At 71.2% G+C, this 24874-nt stretch carries 18 protein-coding genes; 6 read left to right on the plus strand and 12 right to left on the minus strand.

Going from position 1 to position 24874, the window contains the following annotated elements:
• Positions 1 to 92 precede the first annotated feature (92 nt).
• Both WAB15_RS12325 and WAB15_RS12330 read left to right on the plus strand, forming a co-directional pair.
• Positions 93 to 311 (plus strand): hypothetical protein, encoded by a 219-nt coding sequence (locus WAB15_RS12325; protein WP_399150428.1) that lies wholly within the window; start codon positions 93 to 95, stop codon positions 309 to 311.
• Positions 312 to 321: 10 nt separating this feature from the next.
• Positions 322 to 1041 carry a DUF4191 domain-containing protein gene (locus tag WAB15_RS12330; protein ID WP_399150427.1) on the plus strand — a complete coding sequence of 240 codons (720 nt, stop codon included), beginning with the start codon at positions 322 to 324 and terminating at the stop codon, positions 1039 to 1041.
• Positions 1042 to 1221: 180 nt separating this feature from the next.
• On the opposite strand, the gene WAB15_RS12335 is transcribed toward WAB15_RS12330, so the two are convergent.
• Entirely contained in the window at positions 1222 to 1689 is a 468-nt protein-coding gene (locus WAB15_RS12335) for an RDD family protein (protein WP_407286225.1), read from the minus strand.
• 292 nt (positions 1690 to 1981) lie between these two features.
• Between WAB15_RS12335 and glnA the strand changes: the two genes are divergently transcribed.
• A complete protein-coding gene (glnA, locus tag WAB15_RS12340; RefSeq protein WP_399150425.1) occupies positions 1982 to 3391 on the plus strand; it encodes a type I glutamate--ammonia ligase in 1410 nt (469 codons plus the stop codon).
• A gap of 291 nt (positions 3392 to 3682) precedes the next feature.
• On the opposite strand, the gene WAB15_RS12345 is transcribed toward glnA, so the two are convergent.
• The 3 genes from WAB15_RS12345 to WAB15_RS12355 form a co-directional block, all read right to left on the minus strand.
• A complete protein-coding gene (locus WAB15_RS12345) occupies positions 3683 to 3991 on the minus strand; it encodes an antibiotic biosynthesis monooxygenase (protein ID WP_164325700.1) in 309 nt (102 codons plus the stop codon).
• A 48-nt stretch (positions 3992 to 4039) separates the two neighbouring features.
• A complete protein-coding gene (locus WAB15_RS12350; RefSeq protein WP_407286226.1) occupies positions 4040 to 4414 on the minus strand; it encodes a hypothetical protein in 375 nt (124 codons plus the stop codon).
• 256 nt (positions 4415 to 4670) lie between these two features.
• Positions 4671 to 5624, minus strand: a complete 954-nt coding sequence (locus WAB15_RS12355; protein WP_262039708.1) for a GlxA family transcriptional regulator — start codon at positions 5622 to 5624, stop codon at positions 4671 to 4673.
• 207 nt (positions 5625 to 5831) lie between these two features.
• Between WAB15_RS12355 and WAB15_RS12360 the strand changes: the two genes are divergently transcribed.
• On the plus strand, positions 5832 to 6554 hold the full coding sequence (locus WAB15_RS12360) for a DJ-1/PfpI family protein (protein ID WP_407286227.1): 723 nt from the start codon (positions 5832 to 5834) through the stop codon (positions 6552 to 6554).
• Between the two features lie 9 nt (positions 6555 to 6563).
• Here WAB15_RS12360 and WAB15_RS12365 read toward each other — a convergent pair whose 3' ends face one another.
• The 5 genes from WAB15_RS12365 to WAB15_RS12385 form a co-directional block, all read right to left on the minus strand.
• A complete protein-coding gene (locus tag WAB15_RS12365; protein WP_407286228.1) occupies positions 6564 to 6716 on the minus strand; it encodes a hypothetical protein in 153 nt (50 codons plus the stop codon).
• A 471-nt stretch (positions 6717 to 7187) separates the two neighbouring features.
• Positions 7188 to 11237 (minus strand): caspase family protein, encoded by a 4050-nt coding sequence (locus WAB15_RS12370; protein ID WP_407286229.1) that lies wholly within the window; start codon positions 11235 to 11237, stop codon positions 7188 to 7190.
• Entirely contained in the window at positions 11234 to 12103 is an 870-nt protein-coding gene (locus tag WAB15_RS12375; protein WP_407286230.1) for a hypothetical protein, read from the minus strand. The genes WAB15_RS12370 and WAB15_RS12375 overlap by 4 nt, the downstream gene beginning before the upstream one ends.
• Before the next feature lie 486 nt (positions 12104 to 12589).
• Positions 12590 to 15208, minus strand: coding sequence for an MDR family MFS transporter (locus WAB15_RS12380; protein WP_407286231.1), 2619 nt, complete (start codon positions 15206 to 15208; stop codon positions 12590 to 12592).
• Between the two features lie 100 nt (positions 15209 to 15308).
• Positions 15309 to 16751, minus strand: a complete 1443-nt coding sequence (locus WAB15_RS12385) for an oxygenase MpaB family protein (RefSeq protein ID WP_407286232.1) — start codon at positions 16749 to 16751, stop codon at positions 15309 to 15311.
• A 238-nt stretch (positions 16752 to 16989) separates the two neighbouring features.
• Here WAB15_RS12385 and WAB15_RS12390 point away from each other — a divergent pair, with 238 nt between their 5' ends.
• Complete coding sequence (locus WAB15_RS12390; RefSeq protein WP_399150413.1) at positions 16990 to 17856, plus strand: Fpg/Nei family DNA glycosylase; 867 nt, start codon at positions 16990 to 16992, stop codon at positions 17854 to 17856.
• Positions 17857 to 17931: 75 nt separating this feature from the next.
• Here the strand turns inward: WAB15_RS12390 and WAB15_RS12395 are convergent, their stop codons facing one another.
• Positions 17932 to 19734: a choline/carnitine O-acyltransferase gene (locus WAB15_RS12395; protein WP_407289210.1), complete on the minus strand. Its 1803-nt coding sequence runs from the start codon at positions 19732 to 19734 to the stop codon at positions 17932 to 17934.
• A gap of 457 nt (positions 19735 to 20191) precedes the next feature.
• Positions 20192 to 21067: an arpA protein gene (locus WAB15_RS12400; protein WP_399151121.1), complete on the minus strand. Its 876-nt coding sequence runs from the start codon at positions 21065 to 21067 to the stop codon at positions 20192 to 20194.
• A gap of 429 nt (positions 21068 to 21496) precedes the next feature.
• On the opposite strand from WAB15_RS12400, the gene WAB15_RS12405 reads away from it, so the two are divergent.
• The gene (locus tag WAB15_RS12405; RefSeq protein ID WP_399151120.1) at positions 21497 to 21646 is read left to right on the plus strand and encodes a hypothetical protein; all 150 of its coding nucleotides are present in this window, start codon (positions 21497 to 21499) and stop codon (positions 21644 to 21646) included.
• A gap of 22 nt (positions 21647 to 21668) precedes the next feature.
• Here WAB15_RS12405 and WAB15_RS12410 read toward each other — a convergent pair whose 3' ends face one another.
• Positions 21669 to 24863: an AfsR/SARP family transcriptional regulator gene (locus tag WAB15_RS12410; RefSeq protein WP_407286233.1), complete on the minus strand. Its 3195-nt coding sequence runs from the start codon at positions 24861 to 24863 to the stop codon at positions 21669 to 21671.
• Between the last annotated feature and the right edge of the window lie 11 nt (positions 24864 to 24874).

Here is a 24874-nt window from a genome sequence, read left to right on the forward strand (position 1 = left end):
ATCCGTTGGTAACACCTTTCCGTGACGATGGATGCACGCACCGTTCACGCACCTTGTCCTGCTCCTGCGAACACCAGAAGGAGTCACCCACCATGCACGCCGCGCCGCTCCGCGCCACACCCGCCCTCCCCCGTCCTTCCGTCACCGGTGCACTGCGTGCCGTCGAGGCCGTACTGATGCGCGGCGGTCAGCGCACCGCCCGCCGCAACGCCTGGACGTCGGTCCTGGAAGACCGCCGCCGCGCCAAGGACCGGTACGAGGCCGAGTACGTACTGGAGGCCGCGGCGACCCGTCGCCCGCACGCCACGTAGACTGCGCTGTATGGCGAGGAAGGTAAACGCTGAGGGCGCTGCCGGCGCTGAGGGCGCTGAGAACCCCGGGCGACTCAAGCAGATCGCCCTGACCTACAAGATGACCCGTCGGGTCGACTCCAAGGTCGGTCTTGTCGTCGCTGGTGTAGGCATCGTCGTATTCGGCGTTCTCCTTGCCATCGGCTTCCTGATCGGCCATCCCATCTACGCGGGCATCCTGGGCTTCGTACTGGCCTTCCTCGCGATGGCGATCGTCTTCGGACGGCGCGCGGAGCGAGCTGCCTTCGGGCAGATGGAGGGCCAGCCCGGTGCGGCGGCGGCCGTGCTGGAGAACGTCGGGCGCGGCTGGACGGTCACCCCCGCGGTGGCCATGAACCGCAGCCAGGACGTGGTGCACCGCGCCGTCGGCAAGGCCGGCATCGTGCTGGTCGGCGAGGGCAACCCGAACCGTCTGCGCGGGCTGCTGGCCGCCGAGAAGAAGCGGATGGCGCGCACCGTCGCGGACGCCCCGGTCCACGACATCGTGGTGGGCGACGGCGAGGGCCAGGTGCCGCTCAAGAGGCTCCGCACGACCCTGCTCAAGCTCCCGCGCGTCCTGCCCGGCGGCCAGGTCACGGCCGTCAACGACCGGCTGCGTGCGCTCGGCGACCTGATGAGCAACATGCCGGTGCCGAAGGGGCCGATGCCGAAGGGCATGCGGATGCCCCGGGGCGGCGGAAAGACGCGCTGAGCACCGCGACTCGTATACATCGAAACGGGTGGGCCCGGGACCTCTGCGGTCCCGGGCCCACCCGTTTCTTCCTACGAGGCCTGCGGGGCTTTGGACCCCTCGTCGAGGTCCCGGCCTCCCTCGCGCTTCGAGGTCGTTCGCTCTCCGTCGCCCCGTCGTCCCGTCGTCGTCCCGTCGTCGCTAGATCCGGACCTGCACGGCGCGCGCGAGACGGTCGTGCAGTCCCCGCCCGTCCCGGTCCCAGACCACCGCCGGGATGACCACGACCAGCAGGAGTGTGCGCAGCACCACCCGCGGCAGCGAGATCCGGCCACCGCCCTCGGCGACCACCCGCAGGCCCAGCAGCCGCTTACCCGGCGTGAAGCCGACCGTGCCGACCGTCAGCACGCTGAGCACCGCGAAGACCACCAGGGCCCAGTTGCTGGCCGACTGCGCCTTGCCGCCGCTGAGCAGTCCGTACGCGATGAGCATGCACAGCGCCCAGTCGATGAAGAGCGCGGCGAAGCGGCGCCCGGGGCGCGCGAGGGAGCCCGGCCCCTCTTCCGGCAGCCCGAGCCGCTGCCCGCGGTATCCGAACTCGACACCCATGTCCTCGGCTGCCGCGCGGGGCCCGGAGATCCACGATCCGATTGCTTGCCTGTTGTCCACCCGTCCACGGTACTGCGACCGCATACGTTCGCTTCGCGGAGGTCGGGAACCGGCCCGTGCGGGCCCGCGGAGAGCATGGACGGCGGTCGACGCAGCCCTATCCACAATGTGTCGCTTTGGCGCACACTGGGGGATATGAGCCACCGCGCGGCGGTTAACCTCGGCGAAACAAATGGGTCATGCTTGGGAAATCCCGCCTGCCTATGGTCGGGCGAGCGCGCCTGTGCAGATGGTCGCGTTCCGAGCAGCAATCCCGCGTCCGCCGACCGGTGACCGGGCTAGGAGGAGTTGGATGTTCCAGAACGCCGACGAGGCCAAGAAGTTCATCGCGGACGAGGACGTCAAGTTCATCGATGTCCGCTTCTGCGACCTGCCCGGTGTGATGCAGCACTTCACGATCCCGGCGAAGGCGTTCGACCCGGCCGAGGAACTCGCCTTCGACGGTTCCTCGATCCGCGGCTTCCAGGCGATCCACGAGTCCGACATGGCGCTGCGCGCGGACCTGTCGACCGCTCGTGTGGACCCGTTCCGCCGGGACAAGACCGTCAACGTCAACTTCTTCATCCACGACCCGATCACGGGCGAGCAGTACAGCCGTGACCCGCGCAACATCGCCAAGAAGGCCGAGGCCTACCTCGCCTCCACCGGCATCGCGGACACCGCGTACTTCGGCCCCGAGGCCGAGTTCTACGTCTTCGACTCGGTGCGCTTCAACACCACGTCGAACGAGGGCTTCTACCACATCGACTCCGAGGCCGGCGCCTGGAACACCGGTGCGGTCGAGGACAACCGCGGCTACAAGGTCCGCTACAAGGGCGGCTACTTCCCGGCCCCGCCGGTCGACCACTTCGCCGACCTGCGCGCCGAGATCTCCCTGGAGCTGGACGCCGCCGGCCTGCAGGTCGAGCGCCAGCACCACGAGGTCGGCACCGCCGGCCAGGCCGAGATCAACTACAAGTTCAACACGCTGCTCGCCGCGGCCGACGACCTGATGCTCTTCAAGTACATCGTGAAGAACGTCGCCTGGCGCAACGGCAAGACCGCGACCTTCATGCCCAAGCCGATCTTCGGTGACAACGGCTCCGGCATGCACGTCCACCAGTCCCTGTGGCAGGGCGGCGCGCCGCTCTTCTACGACGAGCAGGGCTACGCGGGCCTCTCGGACACCGCCCGCTACTACATCGGCGGCATCCTCAAGCACGCCCCGTCGCTGCTGGCCTTCACCAACCCGACGGTGAACTCCTACCACCGCCTGGTCCCCGGCTTCGAGGCCCCGGTCAACCTGGTCTACTCCCAGCGCAACCGCTCCGCGGCCATGCGCATCCCGATCACGGGCTCCAACCCGAAGGCCAAGCGCGTCGAGTTCCGCGCCCCGGACCCGTCCTCCAACCCGTACCTGGCCTTCTCGGCCCTCCTCCTCGCGGGCCTGGACGGCGTCAAGAACAAGATCGAGCCCGCCGAGCCGATCGACAAGGACCTCTACGAGCTCGCCCCCGAGGAGCACGCGGGCGTCCCCCAGGTCCCCACCTCCCTCCCGGCGGTCCTCGACGCCCTCGAGGCCGACAACGAGTACCTCCAGCAGGGCGGCGTCTTCACCTCCGACCTGATCGAGACCTGGATCGACTACAAGCGCACCAACGAGATCGCCCCGATCCAGCTGCGCCCGCACCCGCACGAGTTCGAGCTTTACTTCGACATCTAGACCGCAGAGGGTCGGGCGACCTGGGACGAGGTGACGCGATGAACGTCGTTTCCGCAAGTCACAGCAGGTTTCCAGAGCCCGAATCGCTGATGGTGCGTCAGCCATGCTGTTGAGGGCCGCCGTCCCGACTCCCGGGGCGGCGGCCCTCAACGTTCTTGTGCACAGCAGGTCAGGCCCTGTGTCGATCTCTCGGTATCGGGCCTGACCTGTTGTTTCCTCTGCCAGGGGTGGGGGGATTTGTGCCCACGACCTCTTCGCCCCGAATGAGGTTCGAGCGGGGGTGCCCGTCCATCAGGGGCACTCGGCGACAACCTGGTAGAGGCCAGGGCTGGCGCTGGCGATTCGTTCGGCTTGGGAAACAGAAGCGAGCACGGTGGGGTTGGCGCCGGCGGCCTCGCATGCTTCGACGCTGTCCCAGTGTGCGATGTTGACGAGCTGGAATCGCGCGTCCGGCAGCAGCGCGCGGTGCAGCCGGACGTCGCGGAACCCAGGCGCTGCACTCATCAGGGCCACGCGTTCGCGCCACTGCTCGATGAATTCGTCGACTTGGTCGGCAGATATTTCGATGACGTTGATGAAAGTAACGGCCTGATCAGTCATAGGAGGATTCCCTTTCTGTGATGACGCCCTGCCGGCGCTGTCTGCTCACTACTGCACGGATCCCCTCAGTCGCCCCAGCGGCTCGCGTCGAGAGTCATCTGCCAGGTGGTGTAGGGAAGTTCGGGGGGGGTGGAGCTGGTGGAGGATCTCGCCCGGCAGGGTCATCGGCGGGGCCGTGGCCGGGTCGGAGAGGCTGCGGGCCTCCAGGGTTTCGCTGAGGGCGCGAGCCGCTCCGAGGCGGGGGTGGACGGCGTGCACGCGGGAGGCGTAGCCGGGCGGCAGGTCGTCGGGGCCGCCTTCGATGTCGAGGAGGATGCCGCGCTGCCCTATGCCGATCTCCGGCGGGCGGCGGTGCCGGTGGACGGGGGAGGCCGCGAATCCGGGCGAGGTGTGCAGCGCGATACCGTCCCAGACGGTGTCCACGCGGCTGTCGGTGACGCCGTTGTCCTGACCTTACGGACCAGGGGCGTGCCCGGGAACGACAGGCCCTGGGTGGCGTCGGTGTCGTCGTCAGCGGCGGCATCTGTGGTGATGGCCGGCGCTGACAGCGCGGCGGCACCGGTGACCAGCGCGTCGCGACGCGACGGGTGTGCAGGCATCAGTTCTCTCCTCGGTCTGTCGACACTTGGCAAGGTTCCGGGAGGGGCGCCCCGTGCCCGGCAAGGTCCGTCGGGACCCGCTAGGCGGAGGAGGTCGCGCGGAATCGCGCGCGGTACGCCGCGGGCGGCGCTCCGAGCACGCGCAGGAACACCCGCCGCATCGTCTCGTCCGTGCCGAACCCGCAGGTGCGGGCAATGGTGTTCACACCGGCGTCGCAGGATTCGAGCATCGCCTGCGCCGCCTCCACGCGGACGCGTTCCACGTACTGCCCGGGGGTGCCGCCGACTTCGCGGCGGAAGAGCCGGGTGAGGTGCCGTTCGCTGACGGCGAGCCGCTCGGCCATGGCGGCGAGGGTGTGGTTCCCGCCGGGGTCGGCCACCACGGCATCCAGTACCCGCCGCAGCCCGGCGTTGCGGGGCGGGGTCACCGCGCTGCGCACGCTGAACTGCGACTGGCCGCCAGGGCGTTGGAGGAAGACGACGAGATGCTTGGCCGCGGTACGCGCCACCTCGGGGCCGTGGTCCTCCTCGACCAGCGCCAGTGCCAGGTCGATGCCCGCCGTCACCCCGGCGGAGGTGATGACCGGCCCGTCACGTACGTAGATGGCGTCGGGCTCCACCCGCACCCGCGGGAAGCGTCTCGCAAGCGCTTCGCACTCGGCCCAGTGCGTCGTGGCCCGCCGGCCGTCGAGCAGCCCGGCCTCCGCAAGGAGATACGCGCCGGTGCAGGCCGACGTCGTACGCCGCGCGCCCGTGCCGAGGCGGCGTACGTGCGCGACCAGCTCCGGCGGATGCCCGTGGCCTTTCATCGTCGGATAGCCCGGCACCATCACCGTGTCCACGGTCTCGGAGACGTCCTCCAGCGCCAGTTCGACCCCCAGCGGGATCCCCGTGTCGCTCACCACCGCACGTCCGGAGGGCGAGGCGAGCCGTACCCGGTAGCCGGTCCCGTGCAGCACCTGCACCGGACCGGCCACATCGAGCAGCACCACTCCGTCGCCCACGACCACGACCACATCGCTCTCGGTCTTCACGTTCCTCAGTCTCGGCGCCCGGCCGGTACGTCCTCAAGGACAAGCAGCCCACACATCCGGACATCCCCTTCCACGCGCCTTCGGCCCGAGGGGACAGTCATCTGGCCCGCGTTCCGCAGCCCGGGAACCAGCGCATTCCTGACGCTGAACGCTGACCAACTCACTCCGCCACTCCCCCGACACCGACCGACCCAAGGAGCACACGACATGCAGCGCCGACACATCCTCCGTACGGGCGCCGCGGCCACGGCCGCGACCGCGCTTGGCCTCGGCACCTCCTCCACCGCCGCTTCTGCCGTCGAGCAAATGCGCGGGCGCACCCGCGAACTGCGCGTGCACACAGTTCTGTTCGACGCCGTCGAGGAGCAGGACTTCGCGGGCCCCATCGAGGTGCTCGGCACCCTCGCGGACGCCGACAAGCGCCGGATCAAGCAGAGCTTCGTCACCGCCGACGGCCCCCGCACCGTACGGACGTCGTCCGGAATGCACATCGACGTACGCGACCCCTGGGCCCCGGAGGACGCGGACGTCCTGCTCGTGCCGGGCGGGGGCTACGGGAAGGGGTCAGGGGTCGATGACGAGATCAAGCGCGGCGTGCTGCCGCGCGCACTGGCCAAGGCCGAGCGGCCCGGGCTGATCATGGGCGGGATATGCACCGGCGTCATGGTCATGTCGGCGGCGAAGATCACCCGCGGCAGACCGTGCACGACGCATTTCGCTGCCCGCGAGGATCTCGCCAAGGAGGGCGGGAAGCTCACGTACGGGCGTGTCGTGGACGACGGGGACCTGATCACCTGCGGCGGCGTCACCTCGGGCCTCGACCTGGCCCTCTGGCTCGCCGAGCGCCTCTACGGCCCGGAGACCGCGCTGCGTTCCGAGATGATCCTGGAGTACGAACGCCGGGGCACCGTCTGGCGCGCGAAGAGCTGACCGCAGCGGTCAAGTTCTTCGCCGGGTGGCGGTCTCGTCCATCAACTTGGTGGCGGTGTACGCGGCCATCATGTCGTCAGCGTTGCGGCCGTTCAGCGAGCTGATGTCGACGATGTCGGCGACCTGGCGGCGGGTGCACCCGTTGTGCACCAACCCACTCATCGGAAGCCATGTGCCCTGGCCAAGGACCTGGTGTAGCTGTACTTCGGCATCTGACGGAGGAGGTGGCGGCCCGCACTTGCGTCAGAGCCGCTCAGCGCCCTCTCAGAAGACGTCTTCGCCTCTAAGGAACGGGCCAGGTCGGTGACCTGCGGGGAACTTCCGTGCGGGTCACCTGCCTGGCCTTTTATCGATTGCGGGCGACGGGGTGCGACGGACTTGAGTGGGTGCCTGCGGACTGCGTGCCGACTGCTGCGCTGTCAGCCGGGTGGGGCGAGCCCGGCGTGCTGAGGTGGATCCGCAAGACTGAATGTGAGAGGCGGCACTACTGCCACAGGGTGCTCACGATCTCGTGTGCCTTGACGATTGCAGCCCGGGGCCCGTGCGCCACCATTGTGGAAGAAGAGCCGCACCCACATCAGCGTGGCTCACGCGGCGGGCGTCGCCCGAAGACCGCTACATCGGCGCCCATGCTCAGTACGAGATCCCCCTCGGTCGTAAGGGCGACGGCCTGGGGACTGCTCGCCGCCAGGAGCCCGGCGGGCTCGCCTGTACGAAGATTCCACGCCCGTACCGTCCCATCGAGCTCACCGCCGCTTGAAACCGCGATCGGGGTGCCGTCCAGGACGGTGCACGCCACTGCGGCCACCGGGCCACTGTGCTCCCGCCGGTCACCGCCAGCGGCCTGCCCTGCCAGCTCGCGCACGCCACCGCGCGCACCCAGCCCTCGTGACCCTTCCTGGGAGGACCGAGGGGCGTACGGGAGGCAAGATCCCAACCTCGCACCGTCCCGTCTTGTCCGCCGCTCACCGCGAGCGGCTTGCCCTGCCAGCTCACGCACGCCACTGCTCGCACCCAGTCGTCGTGGCCGGTCAGCGGTTTGCCGAGGGGGGTGCCGGAGGCCAGATCCCACACGCGCACCTTGTGGTCCTCGCCGCCGGTCAACGCGACCTGTTTGCCATTCAGGCTCGTGCACGCCACCGCGTATACCGTTCCATCGTGCCCGGTCATGGGCCTGCCGACAGGGGTACCGGAGGTCAGATCCCACGCCCGTACGGTTGCGTCGCTGCTGCCGGTCACCGCGACCTGTCTGTCGTTCAGGCTTGTGCACGCCACGGCGTACACCCAGTCGTCGTGGCCGGTGCGTGGATTGCCGAGCGGAGTGCCGGCGGTGAGGTCCCATACCCGGACCGTCCCCTTGCCCTCACCGCCGCCGGTCACTGCCACAGGGGTGTCGTCCAGCCTCGTACAGGCCACCGCGTTCACCCAGTCGTTGTGGCCGACCATTGGCTGTCCGATGCGGGTACGAGAGGGCAGATCCCACAGGCGTACAGTCCTGTTGCTGCCGGTCACCGCGACCGAATCGCCCGACCACGCCACTGCTCGCACCCAGTCGTCGTGGCCGGTCAGGGGTTTGCCGAGGGAGGTACCGGAGGCCAGATCCCACACGCGCACCTTGTGGTCCTCGCCGCCGGTCAACGCAACCGGCCTGCCGTTCACGTTCGTGCAAGCCACCGTGTAAACCCTGCCGTCGTGACTGGTCAGGCCACCGAGGCGTCTTAGGGAACCGAGGCGTGTTCCGGAGGCCAGATTCCACGCGAGTACGGTGCCGTCACTGCCGCCGGTCACCGCGATGGGCTCGCCATCCCGGTACGTACACGCGACCGCCAACACCTCGCCTCTGTGGCCGGGCAGGGGATCGCCGAGGGGCGTACCGGAGGCCAGGTCCCACACCCTTACGGTGCCGTCACTGCCGCCGGTCACCGCGATGGGCGCGCTCTCCCGGTACGTACACGCGATCGCCAACACCTTGCCGTCGTGGCCGGTCAGGGGGCGCCCCAGGGCGGTGCCGGAGACCAGGTCCCATACGCGCACCGTGCCATCATCGCCGCCTGTCACGGCGACGGGGGTTTTGTCGAGCTTCGTGCATGCCACCGCGAGCACCTTGCCGTCATGCCCGGTCAGGGGCTGGCCGACGGCCGTACCCGCGGCCAGATCCCACACCCGCACCGTCCCGTCGTCACCGCCGGTCACCGCGACCGGCCTGGTGCCCAGGCTGGTACACGCCACCGCTCTCACCCTGTCCTTGTGGCCGGTCAGGATGTCGCGCAACGCCGGGGAGAAGTTGCTTCCCGTTGCCCATCGGGGTGCCCAGTTCCCCTCCGGGATGTGGTCGGCCAACTGCTGCTGCAAGGAGTCGGCGCCGGCCCGCGCGGCATCCAGGGCGAGTACCTGCCGGCGGACAGCCGGGGTAGCGGTTCCGTGGATGCTGATGGAGGCGCGGTAGACCGCTGCCGTCAGCCGGGCCGATTCGGTGGACGCGTGATGCAAGTGTGGGGTGAGGCCGCGGGGGGTGGCATGGGCAAGGTATTCGGTGTCGGTGATGGTCTCGTCGAGGCGTCCGGCTGCGGCGGCGTGAGTGGCGAGGTAGTTGAGGGTGTAGGGGTGTGCGCGGGACCAGTCGCGGGTGGTGTCGGCGCGGTAGGGCACGCGGTCGGTCAGGACGTCGGTGAAGGCTGCATGCACGGCTTGCAGGTCGATGCCTTCGCGCAGGTGCTCGGCCAGGGACTGGTGATAGAGGCGGTAGGCGGAGCGGTCGGAGTCGGTGGCTTCCACAACGTAGGAGCCGGCCGTGTCGCGCAGCCACATCAGCTCGTCGTCGGTGTAGGTGCGGCCGGAGATCGCGGAGGCCAGCGGGGCCCAGATGTTTTCCCAGGGCAGACCCTGGCCCTCGGCGAAGGCCAAGGGTCGCAGGAGGTCCGCGGCCCGTTGCGCGTCCGGGCCCAGGCGGTGCGTGAGGTCCTCGTGCATGGCCTGTCCGGGCAGGCGGGGCAGGCGGTTCTGCCACTGCCGGTCCGACGGGTCGGCGATGACGTCGTCGGCTGCGGCGAGGGTGCCGGCGACGATGCGGGCGACGAGGAACGACGTTCCGGCGGCAGCGGCGACCGCTTGGGCGACCGGAGCCGCTGCTTCGGGGTGCCGGCTGTAGGGAGAGGTGCGGTGGGCGTCGAGCAGGTTGTAGACGGTGTAGGCCTGCAGCGCCTCGGGGTCGGCGTAGCGGGGGTCGTCGAGGTCGACGACCTGCTCGCTGGTGGAGTGGTGCTTGGCGGTGATGCCGAGGCGGTCCAGGAGGTGCGGGCGGGTGCCGAGCAGGAGGCGGATGCGGCCGTCCGAGTGGTCGATCAGGGGGCGCAGGATCTGTGAGCACAGGGTGTCGGGTGTGGCGGCCTCGTCCAGGGCGTCGATGAGGACGGTGAACGGCCGCTCGCCCTGCCGAGCGCCCAGGGCTTCGAGCAGTTCGCCGACGGTTTCGGCGTGCACGCGGGCCGCGGCGGCCAGTGCGTGCAGCACGTCGGTGTCGGTGTGGTTCTGGGCGTAGACGGTGACGTCGAGCGCGCCTTGCTCGGGGATCATCTGGGGGGCGAGGTTGAGGGAGTCGATGGGGACGGTGCGGCGGCGCTCGGGATGGGCCAGGGCGGCGATCAGGCCGAGTACGGCCGTCTTGCCCGAGCCGGGGCCCGCGGTGACGACCCGGCACGCCGATTCGCTGCCGGTACCGGGCGAGCGGAGCCAGTTCGCGAGGTGGTCCAGGGCTGCGTGGCGGCCGCAGAACCACCAACCCTGGGCGGCATCGCCGTGGTAGCCCATGGCGCGTACCAGCAGGCGGGTGGTGAACTCGGTGTCGCGGCGCCGCGCCTGTTCGTCGAACTCGGCGGCCTGCTGGATGGCCAGGTCCACGTCGGTCAACCGCTTGCTGTGACGCGGGTTGGCGAAGAAGGCGGGCGGCTCCCCGGTCAGCCCGATCGGGGTCAGGCCGATGAGCTGGTACCCGGGCCTGTCAGGGTGGTCGTTCATCTGCTGCACCACAGCGGACACCGACAGCGTATCCGGGCCATGCCCGGCGGTGGCCCGGCTGGCCACGGCCTGGGTGAGTAGGCGGGGGAAGGCGCCGGCCTCGGCCTGCTGGTGCGGCTGGGCGGAGGAGATCACCACCAGCCCCGATCCGGTGGTCTGTCCCCACTGCGGGTCGATGCGTTCCAGCGCGGCCGCGGCCAGTTGGTTACCTCCCTGCCCGGAGTAGCAGGTGTCCAGCAGCAGCATCAGCCGCCGTACCTTGGTGTCCCGCAACATCACCCGTGCCAGGCGCTTGGTGGGCAGTGCGGTGTGGGTGATGTCCTCCGGGTCGGTGTCCGCGGTGAACAGGACGTGCTCGCCGCCGCCGTCGTCGAGGATCTCGCCATGGCAGGAGAGGTAGACCGCAAGCAGGTCGTCCTCGCGACGGTCCTCGGACTTGCAGAACGCGCGTAGCTGGTCGGTCAGTTGGGTGGCGGTGGGGTCGAGCCCGAGGCCGGTCTGGTGCTGGTAGCCCAGCTCGCCGGTGAACAGCTCGATGACGCGCTCACGAGCCTCGACCATCCCTGGCGGGTCCCACTGGGGGCATTTGGGGTACTTGGAGACGGCGGTGGCGATCAGGAACCGGCGCGGCCCCTCCGTACCCGCACCGTCGCTGGGCAGAGCGGTCATGCCAGCCCTTCCGCGATCGCCCGCCCGCACAACTCATCGGTCAGATACGCGGTCGCATCATGCGCGTGGGAACCGTTGTGCACCCGCGCCGAACGCAGTCCCTCACCGAACGCCGGGCGCAGATCCTTCACCAACGCGACGACATCGCCCTCATCAGCGATGTTCGTCCACACCAGGCCCTGCCCACCCGGCCACACCCCCTGCACCGAGCCACCCAACCCGACCGGCCGAGGCTCCAGCCGATGGAAAATCAAGTTCGGGATGCCCAGCGGAGAACCCAGGGTCACCAAGGCCCGCACCCGATGGCCGGGCAGGGCGCACAGCGCCTCATAGGCGACCACCGAGCCCAGGGAGTGCGCCACCACCACCCGGGTGTCCTCCCCGATGGCATCGATCACCCGAGTACGGGCTTGGGTCCGCAACTCGGCGTCGAGGAGGTAACGGTGGACCTGTTTCAAGTCGAAGACCATGGAGCGCAGGGCGAGACCGGCGAAGAACCGCGACCCCGACAGGGCCCGCAACGCAGCCTGCACCGAGCGCGGCGTCGCAACGAGAGTGTCCGCACCAGGAGGCACCACTCCGGGATCGGTGTCGGCCGCCGCACGCCACCAGGCAAGCAGCAGTTCCTGCTCGAAACCCTCGCCCACATCGGCGGCCGTGAAACGAGGATCCCCGACCGCGAGATACTGCCCGGCCGGTCGGAACAAGTCCCCATAGAACGCCATCGCCACATCCGACTCGGACACGGCATCGCCAGCCCCCGCGCGGCGCAACCCATCGGCCATAGCAGGCTGCCACTCCTTCAACAGCGTGCCCTCGCCTAACAGTTGCTTGCCGATCCCGTGCACCCCCACCACACGCGGCACAACAACAACCCCCGGAACTCGTCTCAGCTGTAACACGCACTGTAGGCACAACCACCGACCACCATGCCAGCAGCGGCTGGATCCGGCGCGTGATCTACACAAGGAGGCGGTGATTCGGCACCACGATGGCGGGCAGGAATACGCCTCCTACCCCTGACCGTTGGATTGCGGCTGCGCGCTGTCAGTCAGACATCGCCGAAGTCTCAAGGGACGCGGCGGATCCGCCTGACGCTTCCCCAGTGCACCGGTTGTGCACCGATCGACCCGCCATGCGCATATATGTGCAGGTCAGAGCGTTCCTCCACCTCTACTTCGACATCTAAGATCGCCTCAGGTCAGAGCGGCATTCCGCTGGCCTGGGCCGTCTGTAGGCCGTCGGTCGTGTTCTTCCCGCTTTGGAAGGCACGGCCGACGGCCGTTTTCGTTGCGCCGCTTTGCGGGATACGGCCGCAGCCCGTTCTCCTCCTCCCGCAAGGACGCACGAGCTCAGCCGGCGCCTCGCTGGTCGTACGCCGGGAGGGGTGGCCCGGTGAGCTGGGGGCTCGCCGGGACGGTGGGGCTGATCAGGAGGGACGCGGGCAGGATCGCGAGGAGGGTGATGGCGATCGAGCACCAGAGGGTGGTGGAGTAGCCGGTCAGTGTTGCCTTGTTGATGACGTGGGCCAGCTGGGGCGGGAGTCCCTGGGCGTTGATGACCTGGCCGCTGCGGGCCGCTTCGGTGAAGGCCGGTGGGAGGCCGGAGACGGCCTGCAGTCCGGTGGCGATGGCCGAGGCGAGGATGCTGCTGAACAGCGCGCCGCCGAGCGCTCCGCCCAGCTGGTCGGTCGTGTTGGTCACTGCCGCGCCCCCGCCGGAGTCCGGGGCGGCGATGCCGGCCGTCGCGAGGGAGACGAGCGGCGGCAGGGCCATGCCGAGGCCGAAGCCGGCGAGGAGCATGGCGGGCAGGACCAGGACGGTGTAGTCGGTGTCGGGCATAAGGAAGGTCAGCAGGAGCAGGCCGAGGGCGGTGAGGAGCAGGCCCGGCACGATCAGGTTGCGCGGGGGTACGCGGTGCAGCAGGCGGGCGGAGACCTGGGTGGCGCCGATGACGATCGCGGCGACCGCGGGGAGCATGGCCGTGGTGGTGGCGATCGGCGAGTAGCCGCGGATGTTCTCCAGGTACGCCATCAGGGTCGGGAAGAGGGCGAGCGCGCCGGCGCCGGTCAGGAAGAGGGTGAGGAAGGAGCCGACGCGGTTGCGGTCGGTGAGGGCGTACGGCGGGAGGAGCGGGTCGGGCGCCTTGGTTTGCCACCAGACGAAGGACAGGAGGAGAGCGGTGCCGAGTGCGAGCAGGGCCAGGACCAGGAGGTCCGTCCAGCCGCGCGGGCCCGCCTCCTGGAAGCCGTGGACGAGGGCGACGATTCCGCCGGAGCCGAGCAGCAGGCCCAGCGGGTCCAGGCGGGGGCGGGTGCGGGTCGGGCGGTCGTGCACCAGGGTGGCCGCGCCGATCACGGCGAGCACGGCGAGGGGGACGTCGATGTACAGGCAGGAGCGCCAGCCGAGGTTGTCCAGCAGCCATCCGCCGGTGAGCAGGCCCATCGTCGAGCCGCCGGCGGTGAACGCGGCGTAGACCCCGAAGGCCCTGCCGCGTGCCTTGGGTTCGGTGAAGTTGACCGACACCAGGGCCAGCGCGGCCGGCGACAGCAGTGCGGCGAAGGCACCCTGCAGGGCGCGGGCCACGACCAGCGCGCCGGTGGTGGGGGCCGATCCGCCGATCGCGGCCGCCACCGCGAAGCCGGCCAGACCGATGATCAGCATCCGTTTGCGGCCCATGAGGTCCGCGAGATGTCCGCCGAGCAACAGCAGGGCGCCGAAGGCCACTTCGTACCCGGTGAACAACAGGCCCAGGTCGTCGGCGGGGATGTGCAGGTCCGCCATGATGGACGGCACCGCCATGTGCAGGGAGGTCGCGTCGAGCAGCACGAAGAGCTGCACGAGAGCGACCACCGCCAGGCCCCACCAGCGTCTGGGGTGCGGGAGCGCGGAGTCGGGGGCCATGCCCGGAGGTGGTCCGAAACCCTGCGGGGTGACGGGGTGCGCCGGGGCCGTGGGCGAGTAGGCCGGGAGTGGGGGTGGTGACGGTTGCGGCCGCCCGGGTGGGGTGTGCGGGTCCGCGGCAGGCGCCGGCGCGTCGGCCGGCGCGGCGACGGGGGTGCCGACGACCGTCTCAGGTGCGTAGTCCAGCAACTTGGCGGCGTGGCGGCCGAGTTGGGCCAGTACCGCGCCCGGTAGCCACTCGCCGTCCGTGTCCGCCTCCGTGCGGGCAGCGACCTGCTGGAGGGTGGGGCGCTTGGCCGGGTCCTTGTCGAGGCACTCGCGTACGAGGTCGACCAGCGGCTCCGGTACGCCGGCCAGGTCCGCCTCGTCCTCGGCGATCCGGAAGAGGTGGGCGTTCAGCCCGGTCTCCGAGGCACCGAAGAGCAGGCGTCCGGTGGCGGCGTAGACGAGGACGGCGCCCAGGCAGAACACATCGCTCGCGGGGGTGAGTTCGAGACCGCGCACCTGCTCGGGGGACATGAAGCCGGGAGAGCCGATCAGCATGCCGGTGCGGGTGTGCAGGCTGTCCCCGGCGAGGGTGTCCATGGCCCGCGCGATACCGAAGTCGATCACGCGCGGCCCGTCGACCGTCACCAGCACATTGGACGGTTTGAGGTCCCGGTGGATCAGCCCCGCCTCGTGGACCGCCCGCAAGGCGAGGGCGAGGCGGTTGGCCAGCACCCGTACGGAGTTCTCGGGCAGCGGCCCGAAGTCGTTCGCCACCACGGTGGTCAGGTCGGGCCCCGGGATGTACTGGGTCGCCACCCAGGGCACCGCGGCCTCGGTGTCGGCGTCGAGCACGTCCGCCGTCCAGGAGCCGCCGACCCGACGGGCGGCCGACACCTCACGGGCGAAGCGCCGGCGGAACTCCGGGTGCTGTGCGTGCTCGTCCTGGACGACCTTGACCGCGACGGTCCGCCCGGCCTCGGAACGGCCCAGATAGACCAGGCCCATACCGCCGGCGCCCAGGCGGGCGATCAGGCGGTACGGGCCTATGTGCGTCGGGTCTGAGGAGATCAGCTGGTCCACAGGGGCAAGGTAATCGACGGTGCGGGCGCCGGTACGGGATTCCACAACTCCGCCATCACGTTCGCGGGGTGGCCACCTCGGCCGTCGTGGTGCCGTGGTGTCAGGGGCGGCCCAGGAGTTGGGCGCCGGCGGTGGTGTCGGTGCGGGCGGTGAAGTAGTCGGTGAAGGCGCGAAGGAACTCGTCCTCGGTGATCCGGCCGTCGCCGTCGGCGTCGAGTTGGCGGAAGCCGTCGTTGAGTTCGGCGGGATGGACGCGGGAGCCGCCGAACAGGACGCGGTACTCGTCGGCTCCCACATGGCCGCTGCCGTCGGTGTCCGCGGCGCGGAAGAGGGCGCGCAGCGCCGTGTGCAGGCCCTTGTGCAGGTAGTCGGGGTCGCGGTCGACGCCGGCGACCATGGCGGCGGTGAACTCGGCCCGGCTGACGCGGTCGTCGCCGTCGGTGTCCATGGTGGCGCGGATGTGCTGCCACCAGGTGTCGAAGCCGGCGTACACCTCGGCCTCGGCCGCATCGTCGAGTTCGAGCTGCCAGCAGACGTTGTGCGCCATGGCCTGCAGGTCGGCGGAGGTGAGGTACCCGTCGCCGGTCTGGTCCAGGACCTGCCGGAAGAACGCCTCCGCCCGCGCCCGCGGTGAGCCGCCCCCGCGGTTGCGTCGGGGCCGCGGCACCCGGCCGGTCGCCGGGCCGTCCACGCCAGCGTCGTCGGCCGGGGCGGCGGCCGGCCGGGCGGCGGGGGCGCCGGTCGGGGGGATGCGGTAGCGCAGCCGGTCGGGCAGGCGCGTCATGGCCCGGCGCATGCCGTGGTGCAGCGTCCAGGACAGCGCGGCGGCGCTGCGGGTGCGGGGCAGGTCGAAGCGCTCACGGAAGGCGGGGGGCAGGTCGGCGAGGGTCAGGGCGGTCAGGAAGCGGGCGATGAGGCGGCGCAGCAGCGGCCAGGCGGGCCCGAGGCGTCCCAGACGGCGGGGTGCCGGGGCCTGGCGCAGCATCGTGAACAGCAGGTCGTGCACGGCGTCGCTGTACTCAAGGCGTTCGCGGATGGTGCGGTCCATGTAGGCCGGCACGTCCGCGGCGGTCTTCGGGAACAGCTCGTCCGGCAGGCCGAACTCGGCGCACACGGCGCGGAACTCGGCGTACAGGCCGTCGAGTTCGGCGGGGCTCATGGGGTCGCCGGACAGCTCGCGCATCGCCGTCATCGACTCGTACAGCGTCACCAGCACCCACACCCGCACGGCCGGATCCAGTGCCGTGAACGGCCGGCCCTGGTCGTCGGTGCCCTCGATGCGGCGGTGCGTACGCTCCAGCCGGGCGATCTCCCGGCGCAGGCCCTCGCGGTCGGAGAAGAACAGCCGCTCGCCGCTGTCCATGGTGTGCTCCATCCGCCGCCAGGGGTGCGCCCGGTAGGTCGAGAACCGCGCGGCGCCGGCGGCGACGGCGGGGTCCGCGTTCTGGAGCACCAGCAGCCGCCATGCCACCAGGGCGATGCGCTTCTCCGCGAGGGTGCGGCGCAGCAGGGATTCGGGGCCGGTCTGGGCGGTACGGGTCACTGGCGTCTCCTGGGGGTGTGAGGCGTCCGTGCGCATGATCGGATAGGCGCATCGCGGTACAAGTAACGTGCGGGTGGGCCTGCGGAGACGCTTTCGGCCGCGAAACCACTCGTCAGGGCGGAGCGGCACCGGGGTGGTCGGGGACGCGGCGGTCTGACGGTGAGGGTCGGCGGGCGGCGCGCGGGGCCGGTGGGCGGGGTTTCCGGGCGGGTGGCCTCCCTCGGGGCACAATGGCGCTATGCCCGAATCGCCGGAGGTGGAGGCGCTCGGCCGGTTCCTGGACGATCACCTGGCCGGCCGGACCGTGGCCGGTGCCCACCTGGTCTCCGTCCATGCGCTCAAGACCTACGATCCGCCGCTCGGCGCCTTGGCGGGCCGGGCGTTCGACGGTGTGGGACGGCACGGCAAGTTCCTGGATCTTCGGGCCGGCGAACTGCATCTGGTCGTCCACCTGGCCAGGGCGGGCTGGGTGCGCTGGAGCGACCGGGTGCCGACCGCTCCGCCGCGCCCCGGCAAGGGGCCGCTGGCGCTTCGGGTGCGGCTCGCCGAACCCCCCGGTGCGGGCTTCGACGTGACCGAGGCGGGGAGCCAGAAGCACCTGGCGGTGTATGTCGTCACCGATCCGCGGGAGGTGCCCGGGATCGCGCGGCTCGGCCCCGACCCCCTCTCCGCGGCCTTCACCCCGGCGTCGTTCGCCGGCGCGCTGCAGGGTGAACGCCGCCAGATCAAGGGCGTACTGCGTGATCAGAGCGTGCTGGCCGGAATCGGGAACGCCTACTCCGACGAGATCCTGCACACGGCGCGGTTGTCCCCGTTCAAACCGGCCTCCGGGCTCTGTGAGGAGGAGGTGGCCCGGCTGTACGAGGTGATCGGCGCGACGCTCACCGACGCGGTCGAACGGTGCCGAGGACTGGCGCCGGAGGAACTCAAGGCGGCGAAGAAGAGCGGCCTTCGGGTCCACGGGCGGACCGGGGAACCCTGCCCGGTCTGCGGCGACACGATCCGCGAGGTGTCCTTCAGCGACTCGGCGCTGCAGTACTGCCCCACCTGCCAGACCGGCGGCAAGGTCCTCGCGGACCGGCGGCTGTCCAGGCTGCTGAAGTAGCCGGATCGGCGGGGCCGCCGCCCCGGTGCGGGGTGGCGGCCCGTCGGCTCCGTGCGGGGTGCGGGGCGGTGCCGGTCAGTTCGTGGAACGGTCGGATGCCAGCAGGTCGCGCAGTTCGTCGACGGCCTCGCGGAGGTGGTCGGCGAAGCGGTGCATCTGGTCGGCGACCGGCATCGGCGTGCTCAGGTAGAGGTGGAAACGCTCGGGGAGCAGGACGTAGGCGACACCGATGCAGCGGCTGCTGGTGGAGCCGAAGCCGAAGTACTGGATGTGGGTGGAGGGGGCGGAGCTGGTGCTGAGGTAGTCGTCGCGCAGGGTCAGCCAGCCGGGGGTGCGGTAGAGGGCGGGCTGTTCGGTGACGCCGAGTTCCGCGCCGCGGCGGCGCTGGATGAGTTCCAGTTCCCACAGGTGCTGTTCGGGGGCGTCGCCGGCCTGGCATTCCTTGGCGCGGGTGATGTGTGCCCGAGCGGCGGTGCGCAGTGCGGCGCGGCGGGTGTCCGGGTCGGTCGCCGGGTCCTCCATGGCGGCCACGAAGTCGACGATCTCGGGGGTGACGACGCGCATCGCCTCGGTGCGGCCGCGGCGCCACTGGCGGGTGGCGATCGACTCGTAGGTGGCGCCCAGGCGTCCCTTGGCGCGCTGGTGGGCGAGTTGGTAGGCGAGCTGGACGAAGGCGTCCGGGGAGACGCCGAGGGACTTGGCGGTGCTGGCGCCGAAGTCGTCGAAGGAGACGGTGCGGGTGGCGGTGTCCGCGCCGTACTGCGCGAACGCGTCGGCGGCGGAGCGCACCTGGGCGCGCAGGGCGTCGTCCAGCCGGAAGGTGATCGGCTGGAGGGCGGGCAGGCCCTGGGAGCGGGCGCCGGACGCCCGGGAGTGCTCCTCGGCCGGGGTGGACAGCAGGGCGTCGACGAAGCTGAGGATGGTGGTGCCGTCCAGCTCGCAGTGCTCGACGTTGATGCCCGCGCGGCCGTCGGCGAAGACGACGAAGGAGACGGCCTTGTCGAACCAGCGGTTGCCGCGGTCGCCGTGGAGCAGCTCGTCGCAGGTCTCCTGGGTGTCGGCGGGGGCGAAGTCCTCCAGGCAGACGCAGAAGAGGGCGGTCTCGACGTCGTCCAGGGCGTCGGCGTTGTGGGGGTGGTGCGCGAGCAGGGACGCGCGGGCGGCGGCCCACTCGGCGCGGGCCATGGTGGTGAGGTGGCCGACCGGGGCGTCGGCGCCGGCCGGCTCGCCGCCGTCGAGTACGGCGCGCAGTCCCGCCCGCAGGTCGTCCAGGCCGTACGGCGTGCCGTCCGCGCCGAGTACGTCCAGCTTGACCATGCCGCCCCGGAAGAAGACCACGATGTGCCGGGCGTCGGACGGGCCCGGCCACTGGGGGGTGTACGGGGCGCGGACGGTGTCCTGTTGCGCGCCGGGGATGCGGGTGGTGGAGAACAGGTACTTGTTCTGCTCCATGGTCTGCGGCGCACCGCGCTGGACCACGGGAGGGAGCAGCTCCTGGTCCAGCTGGTGCTTGTAGTGCAGGGCGGCGGCGATCAGGCCGGCGGCCCGCTCCACCTGCGGCTCGGCCGGCGGCTGCGCCGGCGCGGCGTCCTGGAAGAGGAAGAAGAAGTTGGCGTTGAGCGCGATGCGGTCCCGGCGGCCCAGGTAGCGGTACGGCCAGAAGGTGTCGAGCCAGCTGTGGACGCCCTCGGTGGCGTCGTACTCCTCCAGCGCCGCCTGGAGCACCCGGCCGGGGCCGCCGGAGCGGAGGTAGGCGCCCACTTCGGCCTCGGTCGCCGCCAGTTCGTCGGCGGTCAGCAGCGGCGCGCACCAGGCGAGAAACCGCTCGCAGCTCTCCTCCAGGGAGGGCAGCGGCACCCGCGGGAGGCTGTCCTCCAGCGCGAAGGTGGGCGTGGCGCCGGTGGCGGGGGCGGGCGGAGCGGTGGGCGTGGTCGGGGTGGGTGCGGCGCCCTGACTGTTGGTCACGTACGGTCTCGATTCGAGTTGTCGGTGGGTGCGGGGGCTGGGGCGAGGGGTGCGCCCTAGGGGACCTGACAGAGCCTGCTCCTCGGAGGAGGTGAACCGGCGCCGTTTGAACTGCTTTTGGCACGTCGCGGCGGACGCGCGACCGGAACCGCTCGCCGGTGACCGCGAGGGGTGCCTCCCCTAGGGGTGGCCGGGAGAGGCACCCCTAGGGGGTGTCCGATGGGTCAGGGTCGGATAGGCCGCGGCGTCTGGTGCGGTGCATCGCAAGGCGCCGGAGCGTCTTGATAGCGGAGCTATCGGGACGTTTCGGCAACGCCGCGAGGTGCCGTGCCAGACGCCGCGGACCCGGCCATGACCCATCGGACACCCCCTAGTCCAGCAGGCGGTCGCTGCGCACCGCCCGGTCCTCGGCGGCCAGGTGCTCGGGGCACACCCGGCCGAAGAGCTGCCGGGTGCGGGCCACGCTCCCGATGACGCCGGGGCGCTCGCTGTAGGCGAAGATCGCCGAGTGGCGGGCGACCTCGCCGTGGACGGGGCTGACCCGGTGCAGTGCGTAGCGGCCCTTGAACAGCTGCAGGTCGCCGGGCCGGAGGGGGAGGCGGTGTACCAGCCGCTCGCCCCGGCCGTGCAGGACGTCGCGTACGTCGTCGAAGCGCTCGTCCTGTGCGGACCTGATGTTCGGGCAGTACTCGAAGACGCCGCCGGACTGCGCGTCCTGGGTGAGCATGCTCACGGTGAACTCGTTGGTGTCGAAGTGCCAGGGGTGCTCCTTGCCGGGCTCGACGACGTTGAGGACGAGCCCGGAGAGCGGGTCGGCCAGCTCATGCAGCTGCGGAAGCCGGAAGCAGCGGGCGATGAACCGCTGGAACGCCCGGTCGGAGTAGAGCCGGCTGATGAGCGAGTCCGCGGGGATGCGGTCCCGGGCCACGAAGGCGTTGCCCCGTTCGAAGGCCGTCCGGCCCGGGTGGTCCGCCGGCAGGTCGGTGTCGACGGCGATGTTGTAGACGTTGACGGTCTCCACGTCGAAGTGCGCCCGGGGGGCGAGCGCGGAGCACTCCTCGCGCAGCCCCTCGCGCAGCGCCGGGTGGATGAAGTCCGGCAGCACGGTGCAGCCGAGGGTCTCCAGATCGCGCCGGGCGCGGGAGACCAGGGCCCGCCCCTCGTCGCTCTCCGGTTCCGACAGCGGGTAGCGCGCGGTGTCGACCACCTGGTCCAGCGTCAGGGTCGTGGCGTGCAAGGTGCTCATGGGTTCCTCTCCGCGAGCGCACCGGCCAACCTCGGCCGGACGTACGGCCGTTCGGTCGGCTCGTGCGATAACTGCCCTGTCAAGAAGCTCAGTTGAGCGCAGTTGAAGCTGCCATAACACCAGCGGTGTTGTCTGTGACAAGTCACACGATGGAGTGCCGCATAGTCGCGGTGGGATGACGGCGCGCCACTCGGGGGCGCCACCGAAGGCCTGCGAGGCCCCTTCGGAGACCGCAAGAGCCCTTCGCCGCCGCCTCGCGGACCCCTCAACACCCTTCTGGTGCACACCTCCACAAGATCCACACCTTCACTTTCGAGTGAAGGGCTCCGCCATTCGGGCGTCTCCCATGTAACTTCAGCCTCACCCGCTAGCCCATTAGCAGCGGGCATTGCACCTTGTCAGCGACACAGTGGAAGTTGCATAAAGACCTTGAGCAAGCTGCGCTACACCTTCACCACCCTCGCGGCGCTGTCCCTCCTGGCCGCGATCATCGCGGCGGCCGCCGGCGAGCAGGCGGCACCGGCCCCCCGTCAGCAGTTGGCGAGCGGCGCGGTCACCGGCAAGCAGGTGATGTGGTGAGGCGCGGGACGGCGGTCGGCCGTCAGGACCCGATGGCGGTCGGCAGGGCCAGCAGCCGGTCGAGGTCCGCGGCCTCCGTGGCCGCGCCGAGCTTGCGGTAGAGGGCCAGCGCGCGCTCGGCGTACGGGCGGGCCGCGTTGATGTCCTGTACGTGCAGCAGGGTGCGGGCGATGCCCGCCAGGGCGTGGGCGGAGCCCAGGGGAAAGTCGAAGGTCTGCGCGATGTGCAGGCCGCCGCGGTAGGTCTCCAGGGCGGGGCCCGGCTGCCCGGAGGAGCGCAGGGTGTCGGCGATGCCGAGGAGCGCGCGGTGCCGCTCGTAGGGGCTGTCGATACGGCGCGAGACCTCCTCGGCGGCGCGGAAGTGCGCCAGGGCCTCGTCCGTGCGGCCGGACTCCACGCAGGCGGCGCCCAGGCTGGTCAGCGCGTTCACCTCGCCGACCGCGTCGCCCCGGGCCCGGTGGCTGGCCAGGGCGCGACGGAAGCAGACGCGGGCGAGGCCCGGCTGTCCGGTGACGCGGTAGACCGTGCCCAGATTGGTGTCGAGGATGGCGAATTCCTGTCGCCCGCCGAAGCGGCGCACCTGGACGAGGGACTGCTCGTAATGGCGGCGGGCCTCGTCGTACACGCCCTCCGCGAAGTAGATCTCGCCGATGTTGTTGAGCGCCTTCGCCTGGCCGTGCGCGTCGTCGAGGTCCCGGTGGATCGCCAGCATCTCCTCGAAGCGCCGCATGGCCTCGGTGTACCGGGCGCCGAAGATGAGCGCGGCGCCCTGCACGTTGAGGCTCTCGGCCACGCCGTAGCGGTCGCCCGCCCGGCGGTAGAGGTCCAGGGCCCGGTCCATCTCCCGTAAGCACATCTCGCCCCGGCCCGCGGCGAGATGGGCGCGGGCGGTTTCGAAGAGGGCGTCGGCGCGGCCGTGGGTGTCGTGCAGCTCCTCGAAGAGCACCCGGGCCTCGGACGCGCAGCGCAGCGCCTCGCCGTGGTTCTCCTGGGCCAGCACGCCCGCGCGCTCCACCAGGGTCTGGGCGAGCGCCAGGCGGTCGCCCCCGGAGCGCAGGGCGCGCTCCGCGGCGGCGGCGAGTTCGGCGGTGGTGTCCCGCGCTCCCCACAGCCTCAGGGAGTAGGCCAGCACATGGGGGAAGAGGACGGCGAAGGCCGGGAACTCGCCGGCCGCCGTCCGGGCCACGGCCAGGAGGTTGGCGCACTCCACGCTCAGCCACACCGACGCCGCGTCGGCCGGGGCGCCGGCGGCGGTGTCGGTGAAGTCCGATGCGTACGGCGAGACCTGTGCGGGGCCGATGGGGCGCCGGCGGCGGCGCGGGTGGGCGAGCCGGTCGGCGCGGTCGGCGGTGGTCAGGTAGTACGCCATGAGGCGGCCCAGTGCGGCCCGGCGGGCCGGCCCGGAGTCCTCGCGGCAGGCCAGCCGGCGGCCGAACGCCCTGGCCAGGTCGTGCAGTTGATAGCGGTCCCGGACCGGTTCGTCGAGCAGATGGCGGTCCAGCAGCTGGTCGGCCGCCTGGCGGACCTCGGCCGGATGCGCGGCGCACAGCGCGGTCGCCGCCGCGAGGGTGATGTCGGGACCGGGGTGCAGCGCCAGATGCCGGAAGAGCCGCTGTGCGGGGGCGTCGAGATCGGCGTAGCTGAGCCGGAAGACGGCCGCCACCCGCTCGTCGAACTCGTCCAGGCGGTCGGTCGCGTGGGCCAGGCGGTGGGCGACGTACTCCAGGTCCCAGGTGTCCCGGTGCCGGAAGCGGCTGGCGAGGAGCTGGACGGTCAGCGGATGGCAGCCGCAGAGTTGGACGACGCGGCGCAGCGCGGCGGTGTCGGAGGCGCGGGTGCCGCCCACGATCCGGGCGAAGAGCGCACAGGCCTCCGAGACCGGCAGCACGTCCAGGTGGAGGGGCGTGGCGCCGTCCAGCTCGGTGAGGCGGTTGCGGCTGGCCACGATCGCACAGCAGGTCGCGGCGCCCGGGAGGAGCGGGAGCACCTGCTCCGCGTCCCGGGCGTTGTCGAGCACGACGAGCACCCTGCGGTGGGCGGTCCACTCCCGCCAGCGGGCGGTCCGCTCGTCGAGGCCGGCGGGCAGCGGCTCGGCCACGCCGGCGCTGCGCAGCAGGGACGCCAGCGCCTCGGCCGGTTCGTAGGGCGGCTGGTCGCTGTAGGCGCGCAGGTCCAGATAGAAGCCCCCGTCGGGGTAGTCCGGGCGCATCCGGTGCGCGGCATGGACGATCAGTGTCGACTTGCCGACTCCCGGCATGCCGTGGACGACGGTCAGCGGCAGGGCCGTCCCGTGGGTGTCCTGCGACGGGCCGCCGAGCAGGAGGCGCAGTTCGCTGCCGCGCCCGGTGAAGTCCCTGGTGTCGCGCGGGAGGGTGCTGCCCCCGCCCCTGGCGGCCGCGGGGCTCCCCGGGCCGTCCGGCCCCTCGGCGGATGCCGCGGCGGGCCCGGGGGACGCGGCCGGGCCGGCTAACAGGAGGGTGGGGTCCTGCGCGAGGATCCGGCGCTGCAACTCCCGTAGTTCCGCCCCGGGATCGATGCCCAGCTCCTCGCTCAGCCGGCGACCGGTGTCGCGGTAGAGGGTCAGCGCCTCGCCCTCCCGGCCCGAGCGGTAGAGGGCCAGCATCAGGGCCGCGACGGCCTGCTGGGCGAGCGGGCTGCGGGAGACGATCTCGTGCAGCTCGCCGATGAGGTCGGCGTGCCGGCCCAACTCCAGTTCCAGCCGGATGCGCTCCTCCCGTACCCGCCGGTGGTCCTCGGTCAGCCGGGCGCGGGCCGCCAGCGCCCAGTCGCCGCCGAACTCGGCGAACGGCTCCCCGCGCCACAGGGCCTCGGCGGTGTGCAGCAGTCCGACGGCGAGTTCCCGCTCACCGCGCCGGGCCGCGGCACGGGCGTCCGTACGGAGCCGCTGGAGCCGGGCGAGGTCGACGTCGTCGGCGTGGTGGACGCGCAGCCGGTAGCGGCGCGGGGAGGGGCGCTCCACCCGCGCCAGGTCGCCGACGGCGCGCCGCAGCCGGGAGCGCAGTCGCGACAGATAGCTGTGCAGTGTCTCCACGGGCGTGCCGGGCAGGGCGTCGTCCTCCCAGACGTGTGCGACGAGGGTGTCGACGGCGACCGGGTCCCCCTGCGCGTACAGGAGCGTGGCCAGCACACAGCGCTCCTTGGGTGAACCGAGTGTGTGCTGACGGCCCTGGTGCCACAGCTCCAGAGGTCCCAGCATCAGAAGTTCCA

The organism is Streptomyces sirii (genome assembly GCF_045690365.1).
GTDB lineage: Bacteria > Actinomycetota > Actinomycetes > Streptomycetales > Streptomycetaceae > Streptomyces > Streptomyces sirii.

Excerpts from the sequence above, each read along its gene's own strand:
- WAB15_RS12410 (WP_407286233.1), bottom strand. The coding sequence starts at position 24,863 with ATGCTGGGACCTCTGGAGCTGTGGCACCAGGGCCGTCAGCACACACTC.
- WAB15_RS12360 (WP_407286227.1), top strand. The coding sequence starts at position 5,832 with ATGCAGCGCCGACACATCCTCCGTACGGGCGCCGCGGCCACGGCCGCG.
- WAB15_RS12390 (WP_399150413.1), top strand. The coding sequence starts at position 16,990 with ATGCCCGAATCGCCGGAGGTGGAGGCGCTCGGCCGGTTCCTGGACGAT.
- WAB15_RS12400 (WP_399151121.1), bottom strand. The coding sequence starts at position 21,067 with ATGAGCACCTTGCACGCCACGACCCTGACGCTGGACCAGGTGGTCGAC.
- WAB15_RS12365 (WP_407286228.1), bottom strand. The coding sequence starts at position 6,716 with ATGAGTGGGTTGGTGCACAACGGGTGCACCCGCCGCCAGGTCGCCGAC.
- WAB15_RS12330 (WP_399150427.1), top strand. The coding sequence starts at position 322 with ATGGCGAGGAAGGTAAACGCTGAGGGCGCTGCCGGCGCTGAGGGCGCT.
- glnA (WP_399150425.1), top strand. The coding sequence starts at position 1,982 with ATGTTCCAGAACGCCGACGAGGCCAAGAAGTTCATCGCGGACGAGGAC.
- WAB15_RS12345 (WP_164325700.1), bottom strand. The coding sequence starts at position 3,991 with ATGACTGATCAGGCCGTTACTTTCATCAACGTCATCGAAATATCTGCC.
- WAB15_RS12325 (WP_399150428.1), top strand. The coding sequence starts at position 93 with ATGCACGCCGCGCCGCTCCGCGCCACACCCGCCCTCCCCCGTCCTTCC.
- WAB15_RS12370 (WP_407286229.1), bottom strand. The coding sequence starts at position 11,237 with ATGACCGCTCTGCCCAGCGACGGTGCGGGTACGGAGGGGCCGCGCCGG.